This is a genomic window from Methylobacterium segetis (assembly GCF_004348265.1).
GTDB lineage: Bacteria > Pseudomonadota > Alphaproteobacteria > Rhizobiales > Beijerinckiaceae > Methylobacterium > Methylobacterium segetis.
On the sequence record NZ_SMNT01000055.1, the window covers coordinates 19,657 to 43,433 of the forward strand.

General features: G+C 72.7%; 23 protein-coding genes. 11 read left to right on the forward strand and 12 right to left on the reverse strand.

Annotated elements, in window-relative coordinates; translation table 11 throughout:
• The first annotated feature begins 35 nt into the window (after window positions 1–35).
• Genes E1J50_RS15135 through arsB form a run of 3 tightly spaced genes read left to right on the forward strand, consistent with a single transcriptional unit; the run spans window position 36 to window position 1,892 of the window.
• On the forward strand, window positions 36–392 hold the full coding sequence (locus E1J50_RS15135) for an ArsR/SmtB family transcription factor (RefSeq protein WP_132254670.1): 357 nt from the start codon (window positions 36–38) through the stop codon (window positions 390–392).
• Window positions 389–817: an arsenate reductase (glutaredoxin) gene (gene arsC / locus E1J50_RS15140; RefSeq protein ID WP_132254671.1), complete on the forward strand. Its 429-nt coding sequence runs from the start codon at window positions 389–391 to the stop codon at window positions 815–817. Before E1J50_RS15135 ends, arsC begins: the two co-directional genes overlap by 4 nt.
• Before the next feature lie 10 nt (window positions 818–827).
• The gene (arsB, locus tag E1J50_RS15145; protein WP_132254672.1) at window positions 828–1,892 is read left to right on the forward strand and encodes an ACR3 family arsenite efflux transporter; all 1,065 of its coding nucleotides are present in this window, start codon (window positions 828–830) and stop codon (window positions 1,890–1,892) included.
• A gap of 5 nt (window positions 1,893–1,897) precedes the next feature.
• On the opposite strand, the gene E1J50_RS15150 is transcribed toward arsB, so the two are convergent.
• Entirely contained in the window at window positions 1,898–2,125 is a 228-nt protein-coding gene (locus tag E1J50_RS15150; protein WP_132254673.1) for a hypothetical protein, read from the reverse strand.
• 121 nt (window positions 2,126–2,246) lie between these two features.
• Window positions 2,247–2,693 (reverse strand): DMT family transporter, encoded by a 447-nt coding sequence (locus E1J50_RS15155; protein WP_132254674.1) that lies wholly within the window; start codon window positions 2,691–2,693, stop codon window positions 2,247–2,249.
• Window positions 2,694–2,974: 281 nt separating this feature from the next.
• Here E1J50_RS15155 and E1J50_RS15160 point away from each other — a divergent pair, with 281 nt between their 5' ends.
• The 3 genes from E1J50_RS15160 (at window position 2,975) to E1J50_RS15170 (ending at window position 9,098) form a co-directional block, all read left to right on the forward strand.
• Window positions 2,975–3,958: a CobW family GTP-binding protein gene (locus E1J50_RS15160; RefSeq protein ID WP_132254675.1), complete on the forward strand. Its 984-nt coding sequence runs from the start codon at window positions 2,975–2,977 to the stop codon at window positions 3,956–3,958.
• A 572-nt stretch (window positions 3,959–4,530) separates the two neighbouring features.
• Window positions 4,531–5,802: an O-antigen ligase family protein gene (locus E1J50_RS15165; RefSeq protein WP_132254676.1), complete on the forward strand. Its 1,272-nt coding sequence runs from the start codon at window positions 4,531–4,533 to the stop codon at window positions 5,800–5,802.
• A 38-nt stretch (window positions 5,803–5,840) separates the two neighbouring features.
• Window positions 5,841–9,098, forward strand: coding sequence for a PAS domain-containing protein (locus E1J50_RS15170; protein ID WP_132254677.1), 3,258 nt, complete (start codon window positions 5,841–5,843; stop codon window positions 9,096–9,098).
• A 21-nt stretch (window positions 9,099–9,119) separates the two neighbouring features.
• On the opposite strand, the gene E1J50_RS15175 is transcribed toward E1J50_RS15170, so the two are convergent.
• From E1J50_RS15175 to maiA, 4 genes are all read right to left on the reverse strand, one after another.
• Window positions 9,120–9,437: a hypothetical protein gene (locus E1J50_RS15175; RefSeq protein ID WP_132254678.1), complete on the reverse strand. Its 318-nt coding sequence runs from the start codon at window positions 9,435–9,437 to the stop codon at window positions 9,120–9,122.
• 8 nt (window positions 9,438–9,445) lie between these two features.
• Complete coding sequence (locus E1J50_RS15180; RefSeq protein ID WP_132254679.1) at window positions 9,446–9,757, reverse strand: EthD family reductase; 312 nt, start codon at window positions 9,755–9,757, stop codon at window positions 9,446–9,448.
• Window positions 9,758–9,838: 81 nt separating this feature from the next.
• Window positions 9,839–11,170, reverse strand: a complete 1,332-nt coding sequence (locus E1J50_RS15185) for an NAD(P)/FAD-dependent oxidoreductase (RefSeq protein ID WP_132254680.1) — start codon at window positions 11,168–11,170, stop codon at window positions 9,839–9,841.
• Window positions 11,171–11,303: 133 nt separating this feature from the next.
• The gene (maiA, locus tag E1J50_RS15190; protein WP_132254681.1) at window positions 11,304–11,948 is read right to left on the reverse strand and encodes a maleylacetoacetate isomerase; all 645 of its coding nucleotides are present in this window, start codon (window positions 11,946–11,948) and stop codon (window positions 11,304–11,306) included.
• Window positions 11,949–12,177: 229 nt separating this feature from the next.
• On the opposite strand from maiA, the gene dgcN reads away from it, so the two are divergent.
• Complete coding sequence (gene dgcN / locus E1J50_RS15195) at window positions 12,178–13,203, forward strand: N-acetyltransferase DgcN (RefSeq protein WP_132254682.1); 1,026 nt, start codon at window positions 12,178–12,180, stop codon at window positions 13,201–13,203.
• Window positions 13,200–14,195, forward strand: a complete 996-nt coding sequence (gene dgcA, locus E1J50_RS15200; RefSeq protein ID WP_132254683.1) for an N-acetyl-D-Glu racemase DgcA — start codon at window positions 13,200–13,202, stop codon at window positions 14,193–14,195. The genes dgcN and dgcA overlap by 4 nt, the downstream gene beginning before the upstream one ends.
• Before the next feature lie 100 nt (window positions 14,196–14,295).
• Here dgcA and E1J50_RS15205 read toward each other — a convergent pair whose 3' ends face one another.
• From E1J50_RS15205 to E1J50_RS15215, 3 genes are all read right to left on the reverse strand, one after another.
• Entirely contained in the window at window positions 14,296–14,637 is a 342-nt protein-coding gene (locus E1J50_RS15205) for a DUF1491 family protein (RefSeq protein ID WP_132254690.1), read from the reverse strand.
• Between the two features lie 78 nt (window positions 14,638–14,715).
• A complete protein-coding gene (locus E1J50_RS15210; RefSeq protein WP_132254684.1) occupies window positions 14,716–15,423 on the reverse strand; it encodes a peptidoglycan-binding domain-containing protein in 708 nt (235 codons plus the stop codon).
• A 26-nt stretch (window positions 15,424–15,449) separates the two neighbouring features.
• On the reverse strand, window positions 15,450–17,381 hold the full coding sequence (locus E1J50_RS15215; protein ID WP_245516592.1) for a sensor histidine kinase: 1,932 nt from the start codon (window positions 17,379–17,381) through the stop codon (window positions 15,450–15,452).
• A 296-nt stretch (window positions 17,382–17,677) separates the two neighbouring features.
• Here E1J50_RS15215 and E1J50_RS15220 point away from each other — a divergent pair, with 296 nt between their 5' ends.
• The 3 genes from E1J50_RS15220 to E1J50_RS28345 all read left to right on the forward strand — a co-directional run bounded on the left by E1J50_RS15220 (window position 17,678) and on the right by E1J50_RS28345 (window position 19,276).
• Window positions 17,678–17,968, forward strand: a complete 291-nt coding sequence (locus E1J50_RS15220) for a hypothetical protein (RefSeq protein ID WP_132254686.1) — start codon at window positions 17,678–17,680, stop codon at window positions 17,966–17,968.
• A 142-nt stretch (window positions 17,969–18,110) separates the two neighbouring features.
• Window positions 18,111–19,157 (forward strand): cytochrome d ubiquinol oxidase subunit II, encoded by a 1,047-nt coding sequence (gene cydB, locus E1J50_RS15225; RefSeq protein ID WP_132254687.1) that lies wholly within the window; start codon window positions 18,111–18,113, stop codon window positions 19,155–19,157.
• On the forward strand, window positions 19,154–19,276 hold the full coding sequence (locus tag E1J50_RS28345; protein WP_281024572.1) for a hypothetical protein: 123 nt from the start codon (window positions 19,154–19,156) through the stop codon (window positions 19,274–19,276). Before cydB ends, E1J50_RS28345 begins: the two co-directional genes overlap by 4 nt.
• 4 nt (window positions 19,277–19,280) lie before the next feature.
• Here the strand turns inward: E1J50_RS28345 and E1J50_RS15230 are convergent, their stop codons facing one another.
• The 3 genes from E1J50_RS15230 to E1J50_RS27345 all read right to left on the reverse strand — a co-directional run.
• Window positions 19,281–20,399, reverse strand: coding sequence for a DUF2336 domain-containing protein (locus E1J50_RS15230; protein ID WP_132254688.1), 1,119 nt, complete (start codon window positions 20,397–20,399; stop codon window positions 19,281–19,283).
• A gap of 255 nt (window positions 20,400–20,654) precedes the next feature.
• Window positions 20,655–22,244 (reverse strand): heme biosynthesis protein HemY, encoded by a 1,590-nt coding sequence (locus E1J50_RS15235; protein ID WP_132254689.1) that lies wholly within the window; start codon window positions 22,242–22,244, stop codon window positions 20,655–20,657.
• A 103-nt stretch (window positions 22,245–22,347) separates the two neighbouring features.
• The coding region (locus E1J50_RS27345; protein WP_425374937.1) for a COG4223 family protein at window positions 22,348–23,777 on the reverse strand (1,430 nt) is incomplete at its 5' end.

The following is a 23,777-nucleotide window of genomic DNA, read 5'->3' on the forward strand; positions in this document are numbered from 1 at the left end:
ATCTAAATTTCAATAAGCAATGAAATATTGAACCGATGATGGATGAACCGCAAGCCCTGGCTGCCTTCGCGGCCCTCGCGCAGGAGAACCGCCTCCGCGCGGTGCGTGTGCTGGTCAAGGCCGGGCCGGAGGGGCTCCCGGCGGGCGTGCTGGCGAGCGCGGTCGGTGTGTCGACGTCGAACCTCTCCTTCCACCTCAAGGAACTGGAGCATGCCGGGCTGGTCCATTCCCGGCGTGAAGGCCGCTCGATCATCTACGGCGCCGCCTACCCGGCGCTGTCCAGCCTCGTCGCGTTCCTGATGAAGGATTGCTGCCAGGGACATCCCGAGGTCTGTGCGCCCGCCGTCGCCGCCCTCGGACCGTGCTGCCAACCCCAGGGAGCGACCGCGTGACGGAGGTGATCATCTATCACAACCCGGCCTGCGGCACGTCGCGGAACGCGCTCGCGATGATCCGCAATGCCGGCATCGAGCCGCACGTCATCGAATACCTGAAGACCCCGCCGACGCGGGCACTCCTGCGCCAGCTGGTCGGCCGGGCCGGGATCTCCGTGCGCGATCTCCTGCGCCAGAAGGGGACCCCCTACGCCGATTTGGGGCTCGCCGATCCGTCGCTGAGCGACGACCAGCTCCTCGACGCGATCGAGGCCCACCCGATCCTGATCAACCGACCCCTCGTGGTGAGCCCCAAGGGCGTGCGCCTGTGCAGGCCGTCCGAGGCCGTGCTCGACCTCCTGCCGGCCCAGCAGGGCGAGTTCGTCAAGGAGGACGGCGAGCGCGTCATCGACGAGCACGGCCGCCGCGTCGCCACCGCCTGAGAGACGGCTCATGTCCACCTTCGAACGCTACCTGACCGTCTGGGTCGGGCTCTGCATCGTGGCGGGCGTCGCGCTCGGCCACGGGTTCCCGGGCGTTTTCCAGGCGATCGCCGATGCCGAGATCGCGAAGGTCAACCTGCCGGTGGCGGCCCTCATCTGGCTCATGGTCATCCCCATGCTGCTCCGGATCGACTTCGCCGCGCTGCGCCATGTCGGCCGGCATTGGCGCGGCATCGGCGTGACGCTGTTCGTCAACTGGGCGGTGAAGCCGTTCTCGATGGCGGCTCTGGGCTGGCTCTTCATCGGCTCCCTGTTCCGGCCCTTCCTGCCGGCCGAGCAGATCGACAGCTACATCGCCGGCCTCATCATCCTGGCGGCGGCGCCCTGCACGGCGATGGTGTTCGTCTGGTCGAACCTGACGCGGGGGGAGCCGCACTTCACGCTGAGCCAGGTGGCGCTCAACGACGCCATCATGGTGGTCGCCTTCGCGCCGATCGTCGGCCTGCTGCTCGGGCTCTCGGCCATCACCGTGCCGTGGGGCACGCTGGTGCTGTCCGTGGTGCTCTACATCGTCATTCCGGTCGGCATCGCACAGGTCGTGCGCCGCAGCCTGATGGCCTCGGGCGGACAGCCGGCCCTCGACCGGCTGCTCGGGACGCTCGGCCCGGTCTCCCTGGCGGCGCTGCTCGCCACGCTGGTCCTGCTCTTCGGCTTCCAGGGCGAGCAGATCCTGGCACAGCCGGCGGTGATCGGGCTCCTGGCGGTGCCCATCCTCATCCAGGTCTACCTGAACTCCGGGCTCGCCTACCTGCTCAACCGGGTGGCCGGGGAGCAGCACTGCGTGGCCGGCCCGTCGGCGCTGATCGGCGCATCCAATTTCTTCGAGCTCGCGGTCGCCGCGGCGATCAGCCTGTTCGGCTTCCACTCGGGGGCGGCGCTCGCCACGGTGGTCGGCGTGCTGATCGAGGTTCCCGTGATGTTGACGGTGGTCTGGATCGTGAACCGCTCGAAGGGTTGGTACGAAGGCGGCCTTCCGGATCGAGGGGAACGCGCCCCGGCCGCCCGCCGGGCCTGAGCGCCTCAGTTGCTGCCCGGATAGCGCGGCTCGCCGCAGGGCTTGTGCGGGTGGGAGCCCGCTTCGAGCGCCCGGACCCGGCCTTCCGCGATGAAGGCGCGCAGGCGCACGACATGCGTGAGCGCCTCGTGCGCCCGTCTGGCGGCTCCGTCCGGACGATCCTCCGCGAGGCGCCGCACCTCCTCCAGCTTGGCGTCGCGCTGCTGCCGCTCGAACTCCAGAATGGCGCTCATCCCGCTCCCTCTGTTGCGTCGGCCGAACCGGGGCGGCCTCGCTGTTTGCAGGATGCATAGCCGAATACGCGCCCGCGCGCTTCCGGCGAGCGCGCCGGGGCGGGCCGATCCACAGCCGCCTTCAGCGGCGGATCAGGAGCACGCCGCCGATCAGCAGCGCGACGCCGAGGAGCCGCGGCGGATCGAGCGCGCGCTGGGCGAGGCCGAGCCACCCGAAATGATCGGCGGTGACCGAGGCGAGCATCTGCCCGGTGACGAGGAGCGCGATGAACGTCGCGGCCCCGAGCTGCGGCACGAGGAGGATGGCGAGGCCGATGAAGATCGCGCCGAACAGGCCGCCGCTCCAGGCCCACCACGGGATCCGCGCCGCCACGCTCGCCGAGGGGAGGGGGTCGCGCAGCGCCAGCGCCAGCAGCGCCATGCAGGCCACGCCGACGAGGTAGCTCGTGAAGCCCGACCACGCGGCCGAGTTCAGGGCCGTCCGGAGGTTGGCGTTCAGCACCTGCTGCACGACGATGCTGGCGCCGGCGAGAGCCGCGAGGGCGACGGGGAGCAGGGCGGAGAGCATCGGCCTCGGGCCTTTCGGAGGACAGTCACCGCGGCGCCCCGCTTGTGCCGGGCTCGCACGGTCCCTGACAACCATCCCCGGTCCATGCCGTCAAATGCCCCGGATGGCGGATTCCATGCAGCCCAGGCATGAGGACCGGGCGATGCCCGGGGCGAGCGGCCGGGGAAGGCGCGCGCCGGCCCGGAGCCCGCGCCCGGCGCCTTCCATCCGCGGCCGCTGACACAATATAACAACCCCGTCCCCGCCCGACGCACGGGCCGAGCCCGCACCGAAGAGCTGCCATGTCCGACGTCTCGACCGATTCCGCGCCCAAGATCCCCGTGACCGTGCTCACCGGCTATCTCGGGGCGGGCAAGACGACGCTCCTCAACCGGATCCTCACCGAGAACCACGGCAAGCGCTACGCCGTCATCGTCAACGAGTTCGGCGAGATCGGCATCGACAACGACCTCGTCGTGGGCGCGGACGAGGAAGTGTTCGAGATGAACAACGGCTGCGTCTGCTGCACCGTGCGCGGCGACCTGATCCGCATCATGGACGGGCTCGTGAAGCGGCGCGGCAAGTTCGACGCGATCATCGTCGAGACCACGGGCCTCGCCGACCCCGCCCCCGTCGCCCAGACCTTCTTCGTCGACCAGGATGTCGGCGATGCCGCCCGCCTCGACGCCGTGGTGACCGTGGCCGACGCGAAGTGGCTCTCCGACCGCCTGAGGGACGCGCCCGAGGCCAAGAACCAGATCGCCTTCGCGGACGTGATCCTGCTCAACAAGTCCGACCTCGTCTCGGGAGCCGACCTCGACCGGGTCGAGGGCGAGATCCGCGCCATCAACCCCTACGCCCAGCTCCACCGCACGCAGAACTGCGCCGTGCCCCTCGACGCCGTGCTGGAGCGCAACGCCTTCGACCTCGGCCGCATCCTCGACGTGGAGCCCGAGTTCCTCGAGGAGGGCCACCACCATCACCACGATGCCGAGATGCAATCGGTCTCGGCGAGCCTCGACGGCGCCGTCGATCCGGAGAAGTTCATGCCCTGGATCTCGAACCTGACCCAGGAGCAGGGGCCGGACATCCTGCGCTGCAAGGGCATCGTCGCCTTCCCCGACGAGCCGAAGCGCTTCGTCTTCCAGGGCGTGCACATGATCCTCGACGGCGACCTGCAGGGCGATTGGGGCGCCGACGAGAAGCGCGTCTCCCGTGTCGTCTTCATCGGCCGCAACCTCGACGCCGCGGGCATCCGGGACGGGTTTCTCGCCTGCCGGGCGTGACGAGAACGCTTAAGGTCGCCGCTGAGTGGAAATCGGATGTTGATCGGTCACGACTAGCCTCTGACTTACACTCACTGAGACCGAGATGCGTAAGTGCCCCTCATTGAACCGGATAGCCATCCTCAGACGATCAGACAGCGCGCCACGTGGCTTTGCCGCGCGATCTTTCTGATCCTGTGCGCGCTTTTCCTGCTGCTGAACGCTGAGCGCGTTGCTGATCCGGAGTGGGTGAGAAACACATCGCACCTCAGGTACATGGATGGCTGGAATCCGTTTTGGCGCGGTGCTTTCGGAGCGATACTGGGGTCGTGGTTCGCTGTATTCGGAATGATCGCTCTATGGGTATCGATTCGGCCCTTCACGCCTGCATCCCCTCGTCGGCCTGAGAACATCAAGCCGCGCTGACGAGGCGGAAGCGGAGCCGCGCCACCAAGCTGAGGAGCCCGGCACCTGGCTGGCCGCGCCGGGTGGCGCCTTTCACGCGGGGCCGCCCGTCAGCCGAAAATCAACCCTTTCGGGCCAAGCTCCCCTGAGCCGGGCCGGCGTATCGGGCCCGCGGAGTCGCGTGACCCATGGCGTCCACCCTCGCCCCGTCGCCTGCCGGCGCGTCCTCCGACGCGGGCGCCTGGGCCGGCGTGCCCGTCCTCGTCGCCCTGCGCGGGCTCGCAGGCGCCTTGCTCGCCGCCTTCATCTTCTTCGCCTGCTTCGCTTTCTCGGAGACCTCGCCCTACGACGTGGTGGCGATCCCGACCATGCTGCTCTGGGCCTGCCTCGGCCTGCGCCTGCACCGGGGCGTCCTGCCGCTCGCCGCCCTCCTCCTCCTCTACCTCGCGGCCATCGTCGCGGCGCTGATCCCCTACCTGAACGAGCCGGTGCCCCTGACCTGGACGATCCAGCTCGCCTATCTCGTCGCCACCTGCCTGTTCTTCGCGGTGCTGTTCTCGGATGAGACGGGCGCGCGCATGGAGCTGGCGCTCAAGGCGTACACGGCGAGCTGCGTGTTCTCGGCGTCGCTCGGCATCGTCGGCTACCTCGATCTCATCGGCATCGAGGACCTGTTCTACAAATACGGCCGGGCCTCGGGCACCTTCCAGGATCCGAACGTGTTCGGCTCCTTCCTCACCCTCGGTGCGCTCTACCTCATGCACGGGCTGCTCACGGGCAGCGTGCGGCGCCCGGTCCTGGCGCTCGCGGCCCTCCTCGTCATCCTGGCGGGCATCTTCCTCTCCTTCTCCCGCGGGTCCTGGGGCGGCAGCGCCGTCGCGGTCGGCGTCATGGTCGCCTCCGTCTACGCGGGCGCGCCGCGCCTGCGCCGCCGCATCGTCGGGCTGACGCTGCTCACCGCCGTCCTCGGCATCGTGGCGATCCTGGCGCTCCTCTCGGTCGAGCACGTGGCGCAGATGTTCGAGACGCGGGCCGCGATGACCCAGTCCTACGACGAGGGCGAGACCGGCCGGTTCGGCAACCAGCTGCGCGGCATCGGCCTGCTCGTCGGGATGCCGATGGGGATGGGGCCGATGCACTGGCGCCTGACCTTCGGCCTCGAGCCGCACAATTCCTACATCGGCAGCTTCGCCAATGGCGGCTGGCTCGGCGGTGCCGCCTTCCTCGGCCTCGTCCTCGCGACGGGCTTCGTGGGCTTCCGGCTGATGGCCCGGGACACGCCACACCGGGCGCACGCGCAGATCGTCTGGCCGGCCCTGCTGATGTTCTTCGTGCAGGCGGTGCAGATCGACATCGAGAAGTGGCGCCACGTCTACATGATGCTCGGGATGGTATGGGCGCTGGAGGCGGCACGCCTGCGCTGGCAGGCAGACCGCACTTCTCGCAGGAGTGTGTGCTGATTTCCGCCGTGGTCCACGGCACAGGTTGCTCAGTGGGAATGTCGGTGATTCGGGGCGGAGCGGTGGAGACGAGGCTGCATGGCGAGGCGGAGCGTCTCGCGGCCCTGCACGATCTGCAGATCCTCGACACGCCCCACGAGGAGCATTTCGACGCCGTCTGCCGCACCGCCGAGCGCCTGTTCGGGGTCCGCGCGGCCTACGTCTCGCTGATCGATGCCGACCGGCTGTGGCTGAAGACCGGCTGCGCCCTGGTCCCGTCGGAACTGCCCCGCGAGGCGACCCTCTGCCACCACACGATCCGGACCGACGCGGTCCTCGTCGCGCCGGACCTGCGCCGCGACCCGCGCTTCCGGGACATGGCGCTGATCCGCGAGGGCAGCCTTGGCTTCTACGCCGGCGCGCCGCTGATCCTCGCGGACGGCATCCGGGTCGGAGCCCTCTGCCTCATCGACGTGGAGCCCCGCGCCTTCTCGGAGGCCGACGCGGCAGCGCTCGCCGACCTCGCCTGCATCGTGGTCGCGCATCTGCGCCTGCACCGGGCCAACGTCCGGCACCGCACCGAGGTCGAGGCCCGCATCGCCCACGAGGCCACCATCACCGAGCAGGCCGCCGAGATCGCGCGGCGCGAGGGGGTGCAGGCCAACGCGAACCGGCTGCTGACGATGGCCGAGCAGCTCGCCCATGTCGGCCATTGGCGGGTCGACCTCGCCGATGGGCAGCCCGTCTGGTCGGAGGGGCTCTACCGCATCACGGGCCGTGACCCGGGCAGCGCGCCCCCCCATCTCTCGGTCTTCTCGGAACTCTACCACCCCGACGAGCGCGCCGGTCTCGTCGCCCTCGCCGGCGACGCCATCGCGGGGGGCGCCGATTTCGAGTTCGAGGCGCGAATCCTGCGGACCGACGGGACCTACCGCAACGTGATCGTCCGCGGCACCTGCCGCCGCGACGGGCGGGGACAGCCCGAGAGCCTGTTCGGCATCCTGATCGACGTGACGGAGCGCCGCCGGGCGGAGGCCGAGCTGCGCCGCAGCGACATCCGCTACCGCAGCCTCGCCGACACGCTGCCGCTCCTCGTCTGGACCATGCGCTCGGCGGACGGGGAGGCGACCTACGCGAATCCCTGCTTCGAGGCCTATTACGGCCCGCTCGGCACGGCCCGTGCGGCGCGCATCGCCCGCAACCATCCGGAGGACGCGTCCGCCATGGAGGCGGCCTGGCGCCGCGCCGTCACGACGGGGGAGGGGTTCTCGGGGCAGTGGCGCCTGCGCCGGCACGACGGCGCCTATCGCTGGCACAAGCTCGCGATGACGCCCGTGCACCACCCGGGCGAGGAGGGGGGCGCGGTCGAGTGGCTCGGCACGGCGCTGGACATCGACGACATCGTCACCGCCCGGATCGCCGAGGAGGAGGCGCGCGACCTCCTCCACATCGGCCTCGAGGCGGCCGATGCCGGCACCTGGGACTTCGACATGCGCAGCGGTCTCAGCCTCCTGTCGCCGGAGAGCCTGCGCATGTACGGCCTGCCCGAGGCTTGGGAGACGCGCGGCATCACCACGGCGGAATGGACGGCGCTGCTGCACCCGGAGGACGCGCCGGGGGCCTGGGAGGCGGTGCGCCGCGCGATCGATACCCGCACGACCTACGCCACCGAGTTCCGCGTCGGCGAGCGCTGGATCTACGCACGGGGCCGCACCCTGTTCGGCGCCGACGACCAGCCCTACCGGATGGTCGGGCTCCATCTCGACATCACCGAGCGCAAGAGCGCGGAGGCGGCCCTGCGCGCCGCGACCGAGGAGGCGGAGCGGGCGAGCGCGGCCAAGAGCGAGTTCCTCGCCGCGATGAGCCACGAGATCCGCACGCCTCTGAACGGCATCATCGGCTACGCCGACCTCCTCCTCGACGAGCCGAATCTCGGCCCCGAGGGCCGCCGCCGCCTGGAGCTCGTGCAGGATTCGGGCACCGCGCTCCTCACCATCGTCAACGACATCCTCGACTTCTCGAAGATCGAGGCCGGCCAGCTCAGCCTCGACCCCGTGCCCTTCGCCCTGCTGCCGCTCATCGACAGCACGGTCGCGATCGTGCGCGGGAGCGCCCTCAAGAGCGGGCTCCGGATCGAGGCCCATTTCGATGCCGCCCTGCCGCACTACGTCGTCGGCGATGCGCAGCGCCTCCGGCAGGTCCTGCTCAATCTCCTCAACAACGCCGTGAAGTTCACGCCGTCCGGCTCTGTCGCCCTCAACGTCCGCCATTGCGGCATCGGGCCGGCGGGCGAGCGCATGCGCTTCGAGGTGACGGATACGGGCATCGGCATCGCGCCCGAGCACCAGAAGCGCCTCTTCAAGCGTTTCAGCCAGGTCGACGGCTCGATCAGCCGGCGCTTCGGCGGCACCGGCCTCGGCCTCGCCATCTGCCGCCACCTCCTGACCCTGATGGGCGGGGAGATCGGCGTCGAGAGCCGCGAGGGCGCGGGCTCCACCTTCTGGTTCACCCTCAGCCTGCCCCGCGGCGAGGCGCGACCCGCGGAGGCGCCGGCCCTGTCCGGGCCGGTCGCGCCGGCGCGCGAGGGGGTGCCCCTGCGCATCCTCCTCGTGGAGGACGTGCTCATCAACCAGGAACTCGCCCGCTCCGTGCTCGAGGCGCAGGGCTTCCGTGTCGACGTGGCCGGCGACGGCGCGGAGGCGGTCGCCGCGGTCGAGCGGGAGGCCGAGGCGGGGACGGGCTACGATCTCGTCCTGATGGACGTGCAGATGCCGGGCATGGACGGCCTCGCCGCGACGCGGCGGATCCGGTCCCTGGCCTCGCCGGCCCGCGGCGTGCCGATCGTGGCGATGACGGCCAACGTCCTGCCCCAGCAGATCGCCGCCCTGCGCGAGGCCGGCATGGACGATCATGTCGGCAAGCCGTTCCGGCGCGCCGACCTGTTCGCGACGATCGCGCGCTGGTCCGGCCCCGGGCGCGGCGACGACGGGGCGGCGGCGGCGATCGATCGGACCGCGCTCGCCACCCTGGAGGAGAATATCGGGCCGGTGCGCCTCCAGGGGTTGCTGTCCCTGCTCGCGGGCGAGCTCGGCGAGCGCTTCCGCCCCGGCGAGACCGACCGCGCGCAGATCGCCCACGACGCCCACGCCATGGTCTCGGCGGCCGGCGTCCTCGGCTTCACGGGCCTCTCCGTGCTCTGCCGGGAGATCGAGACGGCGGCCGGTTCGGGGGCCGATCTCGTCGTGCCCTTGCGCCGCCTGGAGACCCTGCGGACGGCGACGCTCGCCGCGATCCGGGAATTGCAGGCGGCGGCCTGACGGGGCGCCGCGGCCCGTCCCTCAGGCCGGGGCGGCCTCGTCCGCCTCCTCCGGCTCCGGGTCGGCCGTCCAGGCCGTCGCGAAGGCGGCGAGATGCGTCGAATCCGCGAAGGCGAGCACCGTGACGGTGCGCTCGGCCGGAACGCCGCCGGGATAGGGCGCGAGCAGGACCGTCTCCCGCGAGAGGCGGGCGCCGGGCGCCCGCTCCGCGATCCAGGCCGCCGCCTCCGGAGTCAGCCGCTCCGGCTCGGCGAGCGCCCGGGAATCGGGGCGCAGCACGATGATGGTCGAGCCGAGCGCGGGATTGCGCTCCTGGATCTGCTTGATGATGTCGATCATGCCCGCGTCTATTCCGGGAAGTCGTTGAGCTGCACCACCGCCTGCACGTCGGTGAATTTCGGGATGTCGCCGAAGATCTCGTCCCCGTGCCGGTCGACGGCGGCCTTGAAGGCGTCCGCCGAGTCGAAGGTGAGGAGCGCCATCACCTGATAGGGGGCGGGGCCGCCGTCCGGCGTGCCGGTGCCGCGCACCACCTTCGCCTCGTGCAGGCCCAGCGGGCGCCAGCGCTCGCGCACCAGCGGCATGTGGTGGCCGAGATAATAGTCCATGTCGAACTTCGTGCCGGCGCCGCCCGGGTACAGGACGCTGATCAGGATCATGGTCGTTTCCTCGTGGTCGCGCCGGTCCGCGCCGGCGCGCTCACGACAGATAGGGCAGGACGAACGGGGGGAGGAGCGCGCTCAGTGCAGCTTCACCCGCGGCTCGGTGCGCCGGGTCAGGGCGCGGGCCAGCGCGTCGAGGGCGGTCTTCCAGGTCCCGTGCAGCGCCTGCTCGTGCATCTTGTAGAGCGAGCGGTACATCATCCGGGCAAACAGCCCGGCGATGAACATGTTCTTCCCCTGGATGAAGCCCATCAGGTTGCCGACCGTCGAGTACTCGCCGAGGGACACAAGCGAGCCGAAATCCCGGTACTTGAAGGGCGGCAGCGCCTTGCCGGCCATCTTGTTGGGGATCTGCTTGATCAGGTAGCTCGCCTGCTGGTGCGCGGCCTGGGCGCGGGGCGGGATCGGCGTGTTCGTGCCCGGCTCCACGAGATAGGCGCAGTCGCCGATCGCGAAGATGTCCGGGTCCCGCGTCGTCTGCAGGGTGGGCGTCACCACGAGCTGGTTGGTGCGCGTCGTCTCAAGGCCGCCGATCTCGCTCAGGAAGGGGGGCGCCTTCACGCCCGCGGCCCAGACCACGAGTTCGGAGGGGATGAAGCCGCCGTCGGCGAGCTGCACGCCGTCCGCCCGCACCTCGGTGACGCGGGCATTCGTGCGCACCTCGACGCCGATCTTGTCGAGGAGGGCCATCACCTCGCCCGAGAGCCGGGCGGGCACCGCGGGCAGGATGCGCTCGGCCGCCTCCACCAGGGTGATCTTGAGGTCCTTGGCCGGGTCGATCCGGTCGAGGCCCGTCGAGGCGACCTGGCGGGTGGTGCGGTGGAGCTCGGCGGCGAGCTCGGTGCCCGTCGCGCCCGCGCCGATCACGGTGACGTGGAGCTGGCCCGGCCGGACCGGCCCGGTCTGCGTGTGCGCCCGCAGCATCGCGTTGATCAGCCGCTGCTGGAAGCGCACCGCCTGCTCCTGCGTGTCGAGGGCGATGGCGTGGTCCTTCACCCCCGGCGTGCCGAAATCGTTGGTGGTCGAGCCCACCGCCATCACCAGCGTGTCGTAGGAGATCGAGCGCACGGGCGTCACCTCGCGCCCCTCCGCGTCGAGGCTCGCCGCGAGCTGGATCGTGCGGCTGGCCCGGTCGAGCCCGGTCATCTCGCCGATCCGGTAGCGGAAATGGTGCTCGTGAGCGTGGTGCAGGTAGTCGACGGCGTGGTGGCCGACATCGAGGCTGCCCGCCGCGACCTCGTGCAGGAGCGGCTTCCAGATGTGGGTCCGCGCCCGGTCGACCAGGGTGACATGCGCCTTGCGGCGGCGCCCGAGCTTCTCGCCGAGCTTCGTCGCGAGCTGCAGCCCGGCCGCGCCCCCGCCGACGACCACGATCCGGTGAAGGCCAACCTCGTTCTCGCCCGGTACCATACGCACTCCCGTCCCGTTTCAGCGTGCGGCAGGCTCGGCCGCCCCGTCCATCCGCGGCCGCGCCGCGATGCGAGGCCGATGCCAGCCTAGGCACGAGTTTGAGAAAAATTCCAATCCGGTCCCGCGTCGCGCCTCAGGCCGGCGCGCCCGGCTGGCGCAGCGGGTGGGCCTTGGCGAAGGCCTCCTCCGCGAGGCAGGTCTCGGCGATGCGCCGCACCGTCGGGTAGGGCTCCTGCGCGACGCCGAAGATGCCGGTGCCGACCCAGAGGCTCACGAGGCAGAGGTCGGCGTGGCTAACCCGGTCGCCCTGACAGTAGCGCCCGGTGCCGTCCTCCGTGGAGAGGCGGGTTTCCAGCACCGTCAGCCCCGTCTCGAAGGCGTGGCGCACGAAGCCCATCATCCGCTCCTTCGGCAGGTCGTAGGCCTGCATCAGGTAATTGCGCACCCGCGGCACGTAGAGCGGGTGGGTGTCGCAGGCGACGACCTGCGCGAGCGAGCGCGCCCGGGCACGGGCCCGCGGATCCTCCGGGAGCAGCGGCACCGCGGGATGCGTCTCCTCCAGATAGTCGAGGATCGCGAGCGACTGCGTCAGCGGCGGCCCCTCGCCGTCGAACAGGGCGGGGACCGCCCCCTGGGGATTGATCCGGCGGAAATCCGGCGCGTGCTGGTCGCCCGCGTCGAGGTCGATGAAGGTCTCCTCGTAGGGGATGCCCTTGAGGTTGAGCGCGATCCGCACCCGGAAGGCCGCGGCCGAGCGCCAGTTGCCGTACATCTTCATGCGGGGATGTGCCCTCCACCGACGCCCGCGACCCGGGACGTTTCGGCAGATCCGGATTGCCATCTTGCCGCCCGCGGCTCAAGCCGAAGGCGCGATTTCGGCGCGCGCGATTTCGGGCGCGGGCGGGGAATCCGAAGCCCCTGGCCGGCAACCTGCATTGGCCTTCGCGCCCGCGATCCCGCATAGAGGCGGGGACCCCGAAGCGGGCGTCCTCGGGCGAGCGAGACCGATGCAGATCGACACCCCCTACCTGATGTTCCTCGGCGACGTGCCGGACCGCCTCGCCGCCAAGACCGCCTACGGCATCGTCGACTGGCGCCCCGACTGGTGCGTCGGGCAGCTGCGCCTGCCCGGCTGCGCGGCCGATCTCGGCATTCCCGACCTGACGCTCGCCGAGGCGGTGGAGCGCGGCTGCCGCACGATGGTGATCGGCGTCGTCAACGCGGGCGGAACCCTGCCCGACCATTGGGTAGCCGAGATCGTCGCGGCGCTCGAGGCCGGCCTCGACGTGGCGAGCGGCCTGCACGTGCGCCTCGGCTCCGTCCCCGCCATCGCGGAGGCGGCCAAGGCCCACGGGCGCCGGCTCCACGACGTCCGCCACACCACCGAGACCTTCGCCACCGGCAAGGGCACGAAGCGGCCGGGCCGGCGCCTGCTCACCGTCGGCACCGATTGCTCGGTGGGGAAGAAGTACACGGTGCTGGCGCTGGAGCGCGGCATGCGCGCGCGCGGCCTCGACGCGGATTTTCGCGCCACGGGTCAGACCGGCGTCTTCATCTCGGGCCGCGGCGCGGCGATCGACGCCGTGGTGGCCGATTTCATCTCGGGCGCCGTTGAGTGGATTGCGCCCGCCGCCGACCCGGACCATTGGGACCTGATCGAGGGGCAGGGCTCCCTGTTCCACCCCTCCTTCGCCGGCGTCAGCCTGGGGCTGCTGCACGGGGCGCAACCCGACGCCTTCGTGGTCTGCCACGAGCCGACGCGCACCAAGATGCGCGGCGTCGAGCACCCGCTGCCGGCGATCATCGAGGTGATCGACCTGACGATCCGGCTCGGCCGGCTGACGAATCCCGGCATCCGCCCGGTCGGCATCGCCGTGAACACGCAGGCCCTGCCCGAGGACGAGGCGCGCCGCATCTTGGAGGCGATCGCGGCCGAGCACGATCTGCCGGCGACGGACCCGGTGCGCTTCGGTGTCGACAGCCTCGTCGACCGTCTGGTCGCCGAATTTTCCGCCGCAGGAGCGACCGCGTGAGCCGCCACCTCTCCGTCGCCGTCGAGCGCTTCCCGATCGCGGGCGCCTTCACTATCGCCCGCGGCAGCCGCACCGAGGCCGTGGTGGTGGTGGCGAGCATCGCCTGCGAGGAGGGCGGGCGGACGCTGGCCGGACGCGGCGAGTGCGTCCCCTATGCCCGCTACGGCGAGAGCGTCGAGAGCGTCGCCGACCTGATCGGCGCGCAGGCCGAGGCGGTGGCCTCCGGCCTCACCCGCACGGACCTCCTCGAACGGATGCCGGCGGGCGCGGCGCGCAACGCCCTCGACTGCGCCCTGTTCGACCTCGAGGCGAAGCTCGCCGGGCGCCCGGCCTGGGAGATCGCGGGCCTCTCGGCGCCCGGCCCTGCCACCACCGCCTACACGCTGAGCCTCGGCAGCCCGGAGAGCATGGAGGCGGCCGCCCGCGCCGCGGCGCACCGCCCCCTCCTCAAGGTGAAGCTCGGCGGCGAGGGCGACCCGGAGCGGATCGCCGCCGTGCGCCGCGGCGCGCCGGAAGCCCGCCTCATCGTCGATGCCAACGAGGCGTGGCGCGAGTCGACGATCGCGGCGAACCTCGCGGCCTGCGTCGAGGCGGGAATCGGCCTGATCGAGCAGCCCCTGCCGGCGGGTGAGGACGACCTCCTAGCCCGCATCCCGCGCCCCATCCCGATCTGCGCCGACGAGAGCCTGCACGACCGGGCCGGCCTCGACGCGGTGGCCGAGCGCTACGACGCCATCAACATCAAGCTCGACAAGACGGGCGGGCTGACCGAGGCCGTGATGCTCGCCCACGAGGCCCGCGCGCGCGGCCTCTCCCTGATGGTCGGCTGCATGGTCGGCACCTCGCTCGCCATGGCGCCGGCCATGCTGCTCGCCCACCACGCCGCGTATGTCGACCTCGACGGCCCCCTGCTGCTCGCCCGCGACCGGGAGCCGGGCCTGCTCTTCGAGGGCAGCACGATCCACCCGCCGGAGGCGGAATTGTGGGGGTGACGCACCTCGGGCGATGAGATCGCGCCGGGTTCCTGCGCTCCCGAAGGGACCGGCCCCGATCTCCGACGCGCCTGCCCGATCGCGGAGGTCTGGCCCGGGCTCACTCCGCCAGATCCAGAAAATGCCGGCCTTGCCGGTCGTCGATCTCGACGATCCAGAGGTCGTCGTCGAAGCGGGCCTCCCTGGCGAGGCGCTCCTCGACGGCGAGGGGCTCTGCGCCCGCCAGCAGCTGCGCGAAGCGCCGGTCCCCCGAGGTCTCGGCGTCGAAGAGCGCCTGGGGCGCCGGCCCGGAGAGGTCAGCGGTGCCGTCGAGCCGGTCGACCTTCACGAAGATCGCCCCGGCCTCGGCCGCGCCGCGGCGGCGCAGAACCGCCGGGATGCCCGCGACGTCGAGGCGCCGGATCTGGGCCGAGACGAAGAAATCGGAGCGCAGGCGCGGCATGGCGGTCTCGCGGAGCGGGTCGGCGGGAGCCTTCCGCATGCGCGAGACGGCGGCGCCTGGCAACCGTCCGCGGAGGGTTCAGCCCGGCGGCAGGCCGGATCGCGCGGCGAGCTCGCGCAGGGTGCGGCCCGCGGCCTCGCCCTTCACCGGCAGCTTGCGGTCGCGCTCGAACTTCTCGATCGCGGCGCGGGTATTGGCGCCCATCATCCCGTCCGCCTTCAGCGGGCCGTAGCCGAGCTTCAGGAGGGCGCGCTGCGCCTGCATGACCGAGCGGTCCGCCTTCACGTCCGTCCGGGTGTCCGCCTTGGCGTCGGCCTTCGGCGTCACGGAGGCGGTGGTCTCGTCCGAGCGGATCAGGTCGCCGATCGCGTCGCGCTTTTGCGGAGCCTCGGCGGCCCTGGCGGGTCGCGGCGCCTCCCGGGCTCCCTCGGCCGCGGCCGAAGCCTTGTCCGGGGCCGGCCGCTCGGCGGCTGCCGCCTTCTTCACGGGGGGCTCCGCTCGGGCTGCGACCTTCGGCAGGATCGGCGCCGGGTGGCGGCCCTGCTGCAGGCCGAGCGCGTTCACCGCGACATAGCCCGCGGCGGCGACCGCCAGGAGCGATCCGGCCATCTCGCCGGGATGCCGCCGGCAGGCCGAGCCGACGCCGCGGGCGAAGGCGGTGAGCGCGGCGCGCATCTCGCCGGGCGGCGGCCGGTCGGCGGCGCGGCGGCGCGCGCCGGCCGCGGGGCGGCCCTCTCCGGCCACGGTGATCTCGCGGGGGTCCCGCGGCCTCTGGCTGTCGCGCATCCCGTGCTCCCCTCGCATGCCGCCGCTCATCCCGCCCGCCGCAGCGGGGGAGCCACCCGGCCGACCGCCTCGGGAAGCCCGATCGCCTCGGCGGGCGCCGGCCCGGCATCGAACAGGCCGAGCGGGAGCCGCACCAGGGCGGGCTCGGCCCGCGCGGGCGCCGGCGCCAGACGGCGCACGGCGGTGGTGATCGGCGCGGGCGCCCCACCCGGATTGCCGCGGCGGCAATCGCGCGGCAGCGTCACCGTGATGGTGGTGCCCTCGCCCTCGGCGCTCTCGATGGCGATGGTGCCGCCGTGCAGGCCGACGAGGCCCTGCACCACGGAGAGGCCGAGGCCCGTGCCCTCGTGGGCGCGCTTGTAGCCGCCGCCCGCCTGGAAGAAGGGCGTGCCGAGATGCGGCAGGTCCGTCTCGCGGATGCCGATCCCGGTGTCGGCGACGACGACCTGGAGCTGCTGGCCGACGGGGCGCAGGCCCACCTCGACCCGGCCGCCGGAGCCCGTGAACTTCACGGCGTTCGAGATCAGGTTGATCATCATCTGGCGGCAGGCGCGGGGGTCGGCGGTGATCTCGACGGCCTGCGCGGAGCCGCTGCGCACGAGCGTCACGCCCGCCGCGTCGGCCCGGAGTTGCATCAGGTCGCAGCAGGTCCGCAGGAGGGCGGCCGCGTCGATCGTCTCGGGCTGGTAGTCGAAATTGCCACTCTGGATGCGGCTCATGTCGAGCAGGGTGTTGACGACGTCGAGGAGGTGCTGGCCGGAAGCGCCGATGATGCCGGCATATTCGCGCGCCCGCTCCGGCCCGAGCGTCACCGCGCCCTCGCCGGCGAGCACCTCGGAGAAGCCGATGATGGCGTTGAGCGGCGTGCGCAGCTCGTGGCTGACATTGGCGAGGAAGCGGCTCTTCACCGCGTCGGCGCGCTCGGCCTCGGCGCGGGCGCGCTCCAACTCGGCGGCGTGGCGGCGGTGCTCGGAGACGTCGCGGGTCACGGCGACCACGGTCGGCGGGAGGCCGGGCTCCTCGCTCGCGATGCGGTGGGCGCGCATCTCGGCGTGGATGATGCGGGCCCCGTCCTCGCGGGCGGCGCCGGGTTCGAGGTGCAGGCGGAAGGGCACGGTCGCGGGCCGGCCGAGCGCGGCCACGTCGCTGATCGCCTGCAGGAAGGCCGGCCGGTCGGCGACGTGGACCCGGTCGAGCAGGCCGTGGCCGCGCAGGCGCAGGGCGTCGGCGCCGACGAAGCGCGACGCCGAGGCGCTCGCCTCCAGCACGCGGCCGTTGCAATCGTGCCAGGTCACGAGGTCGTCGATCGCCGAGAGCAGCATCCGGTCCCGGGCCTCGTTGTCGCGCATCCGCGCCCGCCACTTGCCCTCGTTGCGCATGTGCTCCAGCGCCTGCGCCGCCACGTGGCCGATCGCGGTGATGGCGAAGACGGGCATCGCGATCTCGGCCGACCAGCCGACCGTGGGCGCCCCCGCGATCCAGGCGCCGCCGCAGGCGACGGCGATGGCGCCGAGCATCGCGATGAACGCGGCCGCCGCCGTCGCCCGGCGCGAGCCGGACACGACCGCCTCCAGCGGGATCGCCACGAGCCAGATCGCGGCCGCCGAGTTCGCGCCGCCGGTCATGCCGGCCACGCAGACGACGAGGCCGGTCAGCCCGGCGGAGGAGAGAGCGTGCGCGCTCCAGAGCGAGCCTGTGCGCGACAGGAGGAGGGCGGCGAAGAGAGGCAGGAACAGGCTCGCGATGGCCAGCGTCTCGATGCCCGAGGGCACGCCGCGCCAGAGCAGGTAGGGCGGCAGCGCCGCCATCATCACCGCGCCGGTGGCGAGCCGGGAGACGAGGAACCGCTCGTGCCGGAAGCGCACGCCGGGATCGTCGATCACCGACTCGTGGACGAGGCCGGCGAGGCGCGCGTCGACGAGCGTGGTCAAGGCTGTGTGGATACGCAATACAGGCACGCGCAGCGCGGTATAGCCTTCCCGGCCTTTCCGCGCCCCTTCGCTCGACTTCACACGACTGAGCCTGACGTTCGCAGAGGCGGCTTAAGCGAGTGTTGCGGGACACCCGTCGTTTTTTTGCGGATGCTTTCCGTAAGGTAACCGCCCCGGCCGCGGCGCCGGCCCGAAACGGGGCCGGCCGGCTCCGTTCACCATGAGGCGGGATTTCCCCGCCGCCTTGAGGCCCGCTTCACCAATCCCGGCGAGGCTCGGGCGCGGACGGGCCGCCTCCGCGGCCGGGCGAGGATGCCGCTGCCATGTCGTTCCTTCTGCGCGCCGCGCTGGTGATCGGCACGCTCTCCTACTTCGCCCTGCGCAAGGACGGCTCGCCCCCCGCGCTGCCCGCGCCCCCGACGCTCGCCGGCTCCGTGCCCGCCCTCTCCGAGGCGCTGCCCGCCGCCTTCAACGCCCTGCCGCCCGAGGCCCGCGAGCGCATCGCCCGCGAGGGCCTCGCCGAGTTGACGCGCCGCCTCTCGGTGCCGCCCTCGCACGACACCCTGGCCGAGGCCGACCGGCGCCCGTCCTGGCGCGGCGCGGAGGCGCGCTGAGGCCCCCCCCACGAACCGGGCATCTTGGCGAAGCCGGCATCTTCGCGGATCCGGGACATTGGCGGATCCGACATCTTGGCGGATCCGACCCCCCGCGTGTAGGGTTGCTCCGGGGCGGATACGAGAGCGGGGCGAGGTCGGCATGTTCGGGTTCGGCATGGAGTACGAGGGCGCGGCCTTCTGGCTGCCCCTGGTCTGGTCGGCCCTGCTCGCGCTCGCGGTCGCCATGTACGTGGTCATCGACGGGTTCGATCTCGGCGTCGGCATCCTGTTCACCGCGGCCGAGCGGGGCAATTGGCGGGACCGGATGATGCTCTCGGTCGCTCCCATCTGGGACGGCAACGAGACCTGGCTGGTGCTCGGCGGCGGCGGCCTGTTCGCGGTCTTCAGCGTCGCCTACGCCATCCTCCTGCCCGCGCTCTACCTGCCGCTGATCCTGATGCTGATCGCCCTGATCTTCCGGGGCGTCGCCTTCGAGTTCCGCTTCAAGGCCGAGAAGTCGCAGCCGATCTGGGACTACGCCTTCCATTACGGCTCGCTCGTCGCGACCTTCGCGCAGGGCATGGTGCTCGGCGCCTTCGTCCAGGGCTTCCACATCGAGGGGCGCGGCTACGCGGGCGGCACCTTCGACTGGCTCACCCCCTTCAGCGTGATGACGGGGATCGGCCTCGTCTGCGGCTACGGGCTCCTCGGCGCCACGTGGTGCGTGATGAAGACCTCGGGCGAGCTCGAGATCTGGTCGCGCCGCAAGAGCAAGCAGTTCCTGGCCGGCACCATCCTGTCGATGGCGATCGTCTCCGCCTGGGTGCCCTTCCTCGGCCTCGAGATCCAGTGGCGCTGGTTCTCCTGGCCGAACGTGCTCTACGTGGCGCCTGTGCCCCTGGTGACGGCCTTCGTCTGCTGGCGCATCTACCGGACCCTCGACGAGGGCCGGGACATCGCGCCCTTCCTCCTCACCATCGCCCTGTTCCTGCTCGGTTTCCTCGGGCTCGCGATCAGCCTGTTCCCCTACATCGTGCCTCCGAAGATGACGATCTGGCAGGCGGCGAACGCGGTGAGCGCCCTGCAATTCGCCCTGATCGGCTACTCGGTGGTGATGCCGCTGACGCTGGCCTACACGGCCTACGCCTACTGGGTCTTCCGCGGGAAGGTCGCCGAGGACATCCAGTCCGGCGGCTACGGGCATTGAGCGCGGCCCCGCCGAGGGGGAAGGCGTGGCGGCTCCTCTGGTTCGTGGCCTTCTACGCCGCGAGCCTGCTCGTCTTCACCGGTCTCGTCTATTTCCTGCGCGCGATCGTGCGGGGCTAGGCCCTCACGACGTCTTGCGCACCCGGCCCGGCAGGGCAGGGCGCAGCGGCGCGCGCTCGGCGGCGGGGCGGACCTTGCCCGTCTCCGGCGCGTGGTAGGGCCGGTGGGCGTCGGGCGCGGCGGCCCGCTCCTTCAGCGGCGCGTCGAGGATGTCCGAGAGGAGGTCGCGGGCGGCGGCGCGCGGGATCGTGCGGAACAGGCGCACCAGCTCGAAGACGCGCTCGGCCGAGCGGGCGACCGTCTCGTTCAGCGTCAGGAAGACGTAGACCGCCTCCTCCTCGTGGAGGTCCGCCGCGCGCAGCGCCAGCGTCAGCAGGTCGTAGCGGCTCGCCGGGTCGGGGGCGGCCGAGAGGAAGGCCTTGGGCAGGCCGAGGATGTCGCCGAGGGCGGCCACGAACCCGCCGACATCGTGGCTCGCGGACAACCCGGTCAGGATGGCCCCGGCCTCGCGGGGCGGCGGCGGGCATGGGCGCAGGGCGGCGGTGGCCGCGACCGAAGCGGCGATCGCCTCCCGGCGCTCCGCATCCGCGTGCAGGTAGAGCGGCGCCACCTCGGCGGGGGCGAGGTCGGGCCGGGCGAGGAGCGCGGCGGCGAGGTCCGGATTCTTGCGCGCCCGCACCAGGAGCCGCGTCAGGGCCTCGCCAGAGAGTGGGGTGCCGATGTTCCGCGCCAGGGCGAGGTCGACGGCGGGGTCGGCGCGCCCCGCGAGATCGGTGGCGGTGGCGCGGCCGAGGTCGGTGCGGGCGGCGAGTGCCGGCCCCATGTCGGTCCCGTCCGCCTCCGCCGCCTCGATCAGCGGCGTGGTCAGGCGCGGCACCCGCGCCACGACGATGTCCCGCACCGCGCCGCCGCGGCGGGCGAGGCTGAGGAGCACCGGCTCCGGCGTCTCGGGAAAGGGGGCGAGCTTGCGCGCGACGATGGCGGCCGTGTCGTCGTCGACGGTGGGGATCAGCCCGCAGGCCAGCGACGAAAACGCCTCAGTCGCCGCCCGGTCCCGCCGCGCCGCCTGCAGGAACAGGTCCGTCTGCACCCGCAGGACCACGGGTTTGAGGTCGAGATGCTCGATGCGCGACAGTTCGATGAGCCCGGACAGGTCCGGCGCATCGTCGGCGGATGAGGGCATGGCACTTCGGGTACGCGGAACTAGAGTAACCGAAGGCTAAGCGCGTTGCGTGAATCGACCTTTAAGCGGGTGCGCGGGGCGGCGTCCCGCCCTGCGCCAGCCCGTCTCGTCACAGAAGCCCGGCCTCCCCCCCGTCCGGGAGAGGTCGAACCCCTCACCCTGTCCCTCTCTCGAACGAGACGGGACCCGCGCTCGAGGCGCCAGCGTCGCGCCGCTTTCGTGAATCCGCCGGGCCCGCGCCGGGGCGGCCCGGCGTCAGCCGAACCGGCGGGCCTTCGCCTCCGCCTCCTCGGGGCCGGCAGCCGGATCGTCCGGCGTGCGCGGCAGAGGCAGCACGACGGGGGTCGCGGTGCCGGCCGCGAGCGGGGCGGCGGTCTCGGGCCGTGCCGCGGCGGCGGGCTTCGCGGCCTCGGCCGCCGGCGCCGCGGATGCGCCCGTCGTCGCGGCGGGCGCGGCGGTGGCGAGCGGGGCGGCCGGGCGGCTCTCGCCGCGGTCGTCGAGATCCCCGGTCACGTCCTCCCTGAACTCGCCCGCGGGATCGCCCCTGCCGGGGCCGGCCAGCAGCTCGGTCGGCGCCTTCCACTCGAAGGCGTCGAGGCGCCCGCTCACCGGGGAGACCGGCGCCCAGGTCTCGGAGGCGATGCCGTCCGCGATCCAGAGCGGGTCGCGCGGGGCGTGCGCGGCCCGGGCCAGCCATTCGCGGGCGCGGCCGGAGCCCGCCCCGTGCTCGGCCTCCTCGATGCGCGCCATCGTCAGGCAGGCGCGCACGGTCGGGCGGTCGTTGAGGAGCGGCTGCAGCGCCTCGCGGGCCTGCCCGAATTCCCGCGCTTCGTAGGCGGTCTGGGCCAGCGCGAGCCGCGCCTCGGGGTGCCAGGAGGAGAGCTTGGCGAGCGTCTCGGCGCGGGCCAGCCGGTCGCGCACGGAATCGCCCGTGCGCAGGTTGAGATAGACCTTGGCGAGGTCCGGGTGCGGGTTCGCCTTCCAGGCGGCCTCGACGATCTTGGCGGCCTTGCGCAGGTCGCCGGTGCGGGCGAGGAGCCGCCCCGCGATGGCGGCGGCCGGCACGAGGTCGGGCGCGAGCTTGACGGCCCTCAGCGCCCGATCGGTGGCGATCTCGGGCTCGCCCGCCTCGCGGGTCTGGGCGGAGGCCGTGAGCAGCACGGCGCGCTGGCGGCGGGCCGAGCCCTTCTCGATCAGCCCGAGCGAGGCGCGGCGCTCCACGGTCTCCTGAGCACCCGCCCAGTCGCCGTCCGCGCATTGCGCCTCCAGCACGGCCTCGTTCGCCCAGGTGACGCTCGGCGCGAGGCGGGCGGCCTCGGTGGCGTAGGCGCGCGCGGCCGTCTCGTCCTCGCGGCGGCGGGCCTCGACGAACAGGCCGCGCAGGCCGAGCACCCGCGTCTCGGGGTCGTTCGCCATGCGCTGGAAGGCCTGCTCGGCGGCCTCCCGGTCGCCCGAGATCTGGGCGGCCTGGGCCTTCAGGAGCAGCGCCAGGGGCTCGGCGCCGAGGAGGCGCTCGGCGTCGCCCGCATGGCGGCGGGCGGCCAGCGGGTCGCCGGAGCCGACCGCGACCATGCCGCGGGAGAGCGCCGTGAAGCCCTTGGCCCGGCGCCGCTCCCGCGAGCCGCGCACGATCGAGCCCGGCAGGCCGATCACGCCCCGCACGATGGCCCAGATGAAGCCGATCACCAGGGCGGCGACCAGCACGCCGACGAGGGCGATGGCGAGGCTGGTGGCCACCTCGTAGCCGTTCCAGACGATGGTGACCGTGCCGGGCCTGTCGGCGATCCAGACCGCCCCGAAGGCGGCGAGGGCTAGCAGGGCCAGGAAGGCGAGGGCGCGCCACATGGGATCGGGAACTCCTGTCAGGCGCCTGCGAGAGGCTCGTCAACGCGTGAAACACGGGCGAGGCCGGCGCAAGCCGGCCTCATGGATCGATCGGGGCAGCGCCTCAGCGGCCGGCCTCGGGCGGGGCGGCCTGGGGAGCCGGGGCCGGAAGGCTCTTGAAGGCGTCCGAGAGGAGCGCCTGCGCTCCCTGCGCGGCGGCGGCCCGGGCCTTCAGCTTCGGGCCGAACCCGCCGGCCTGGGCGCGCGCATCCTCGGGCATCGCGTCGAAGGCCTGGGCGGCCTCGCGCAGCGCGCCCCGGTCGAGGGCGGCCTGGACCTTGGCGGCGGGGTCGCCCCCTGCCGCCTCGGCCGGGGGGGCATCGACCTTCCGGACCTGGATGATCGAATCCGCCATGCTGAGGAAGCGCTGCTTCAGGTCGCCCGTCTCCGCCACGTCCCTCGCCTCGGCCGAACGGCGGCTCGCCGCGATCTTCTGGGCGATCGGCCGGAACTCGGCGGCGAGTTCGGCCGCGCTCGGGGCGCCGCCCTCGGCGAAGGGGCCGAGCGCGTCGAGGCGGCTCGCATCCCCCGCCCCGAGCTTGCGCAGCACGCCGAGGGGCTCGGCGTAGGGCGCGCCGGTATTGAGGGCGGTGGCGATCCGGTCGGCGGTGACGACGCGCAGGGCCGCCTGCACGGTGGTGGCCTCGGCGCGCTGCGCGACCGCCTTGTCGAGAGCGGCGAGCCGGTCCTGCTGCTCCTGGAGCTGGCGCTCCAGGCCCTTGGCGGTCTCCTGGGCCTGCACCTTGCCGGCCTCGGCCGCCTGCTGGGCCGCCTGGGTCGCGGTTTGCACGGCCTCGGTCGCCGCCTTGACGCGGGAGTCGAGGGCCTGCTGGAGCCCGTCGAGGCGCTGGCTGATGGCCTGGTCGGCCTCCGCATTCGCCTTGATGCGCGACTCGACGTCCGCCTGCAGCGCGGCGAGCTTGGGCGCGAGGTCGTTGCCCGCCGGCTTCGCCTCGGGCCTGTCCTCGAGGGCTTTCAGGCGGGCGTCGAGGGCGGCGACCTTCTGGTTGCCGTCTCCCGCCGGCTGCGTCGTCAGCTTCGCGTCCCCCGGCTGCTCACGGCCGGGCTCCTCCTGCAGGGCCGAGACGCGCTGGTCGAGGCTGTCGAGCCGGGCGATCAGGTCGGCCGGCGCGGCCGTCGAGGCGGCGGGCGCCCCCTCCGCACCGGGCGCGGCCGGGGCCGCCCCCGCCTTGTCGAGGGCCTGCCTGGCCTGGGCCTCCGCGCTGCGCACGGCCTCCGGCAGCGGCTTCAGCGCGGCCTCGTTCGCCGCGACGCGCTTCTCCAGGCCGGCGATCGCGTCGCGGGGGGCGAGCCCGGCGAGGCGCTGGTCGAGGGCGGCATTCTGCTGCTGGGCGCCGCGGTTCGGGATCACGCCCGATTGCTCGACCGCGAGCAGGAGGCCGGCGCCGATCACGCCGCCGAGCAGGCTGGCGGCGAGGAGCGAGCCGAAGCCCGCGCCGCCGCGGCGCACCGGCTCGGCCGTGGCCTGCGGGG

What these genes read in the sequence shown, in the direction of transcription:
- E1J50_RS15135 (WP_132254670.1), top strand. Translation starts at nt 36, where the DNA reads ATGATGGATGAACCGCAAGCCCTGGCTGCCTTCGCGGCCCTCGCGCAG.
- arsB (WP_132254672.1), top strand. Translation starts at nt 828, where the DNA reads ATGTCCACCTTCGAACGCTACCTGACCGTCTGGGTCGGGCTCTGCATC.
- E1J50_RS15150 (WP_132254673.1), bottom strand. Translation starts at nt 2,125, where the DNA reads ATGAGCGCCATTCTGGAGTTCGAGCGGCAGCAGCGCGACGCCAAGCTG.
- E1J50_RS15155 (WP_132254674.1), bottom strand. Translation starts at nt 2,693, where the DNA reads ATGCTCTCCGCCCTGCTCCCCGTCGCCCTCGCGGCTCTCGCCGGCGCC.
- E1J50_RS15160 (WP_132254675.1), top strand. Translation starts at nt 2,975, where the DNA reads ATGTCCGACGTCTCGACCGATTCCGCGCCCAAGATCCCCGTGACCGTG.
- E1J50_RS15165 (WP_132254676.1), top strand. Translation starts at nt 4,531, where the DNA reads ATGGCGTCCACCCTCGCCCCGTCGCCTGCCGGCGCGTCCTCCGACGCG.
- E1J50_RS15170 (WP_132254677.1), top strand. Translation starts at nt 5,841, where the DNA reads ATGTCGGTGATTCGGGGCGGAGCGGTGGAGACGAGGCTGCATGGCGAG.
- E1J50_RS15175 (WP_132254678.1), bottom strand. Translation starts at nt 9,437, where the DNA reads ATGATCGACATCATCAAGCAGATCCAGGAGCGCAATCCCGCGCTCGGC.
- E1J50_RS15180 (WP_132254679.1), bottom strand. Translation starts at nt 9,757, where the DNA reads ATGATCCTGATCAGCGTCCTGTACCCGGGCGGCGCCGGCACGAAGTTC.
- E1J50_RS15185 (WP_132254680.1), bottom strand. Translation starts at nt 11,170, where the DNA reads ATGGTACCGGGCGAGAACGAGGTTGGCCTTCACCGGATCGTGGTCGTC.
- maiA (WP_132254681.1), bottom strand. Translation starts at nt 11,948, where the DNA reads ATGAAGATGTACGGCAACTGGCGCTCGGCCGCGGCCTTCCGGGTGCGG.
- dgcN (WP_132254682.1), top strand. Translation starts at nt 12,178, where the DNA reads ATGCAGATCGACACCCCCTACCTGATGTTCCTCGGCGACGTGCCGGAC.
- E1J50_RS15205 (WP_132254690.1), bottom strand. Translation starts at nt 14,637, where the DNA reads ATGCCGCGCCTGCGCTCCGATTTCTTCGTCTCGGCCCAGATCCGGCGC.
- E1J50_RS15210 (WP_132254684.1), bottom strand. Translation starts at nt 15,423, where the DNA reads ATGCGCGACAGCCAGAGGCCGCGGGACCCCCGCGAGATCACCGTGGCC.
- E1J50_RS15220 (WP_132254686.1), top strand. Translation starts at nt 17,678, where the DNA reads ATGTCGTTCCTTCTGCGCGCCGCGCTGGTGATCGGCACGCTCTCCTAC.
- cydB (WP_132254687.1), top strand. Translation starts at nt 18,111, where the DNA reads ATGTTCGGGTTCGGCATGGAGTACGAGGGCGCGGCCTTCTGGCTGCCC.
- E1J50_RS15230 (WP_132254688.1), bottom strand. Translation starts at nt 20,399, where the DNA reads ATGCCCTCATCCGCCGACGATGCGCCGGACCTGTCCGGGCTCATCGAA.
- E1J50_RS15235 (WP_132254689.1), bottom strand. Translation starts at nt 22,244, where the DNA reads ATGTGGCGCGCCCTCGCCTTCCTGGCCCTGCTAGCCCTCGCCGCCTTC.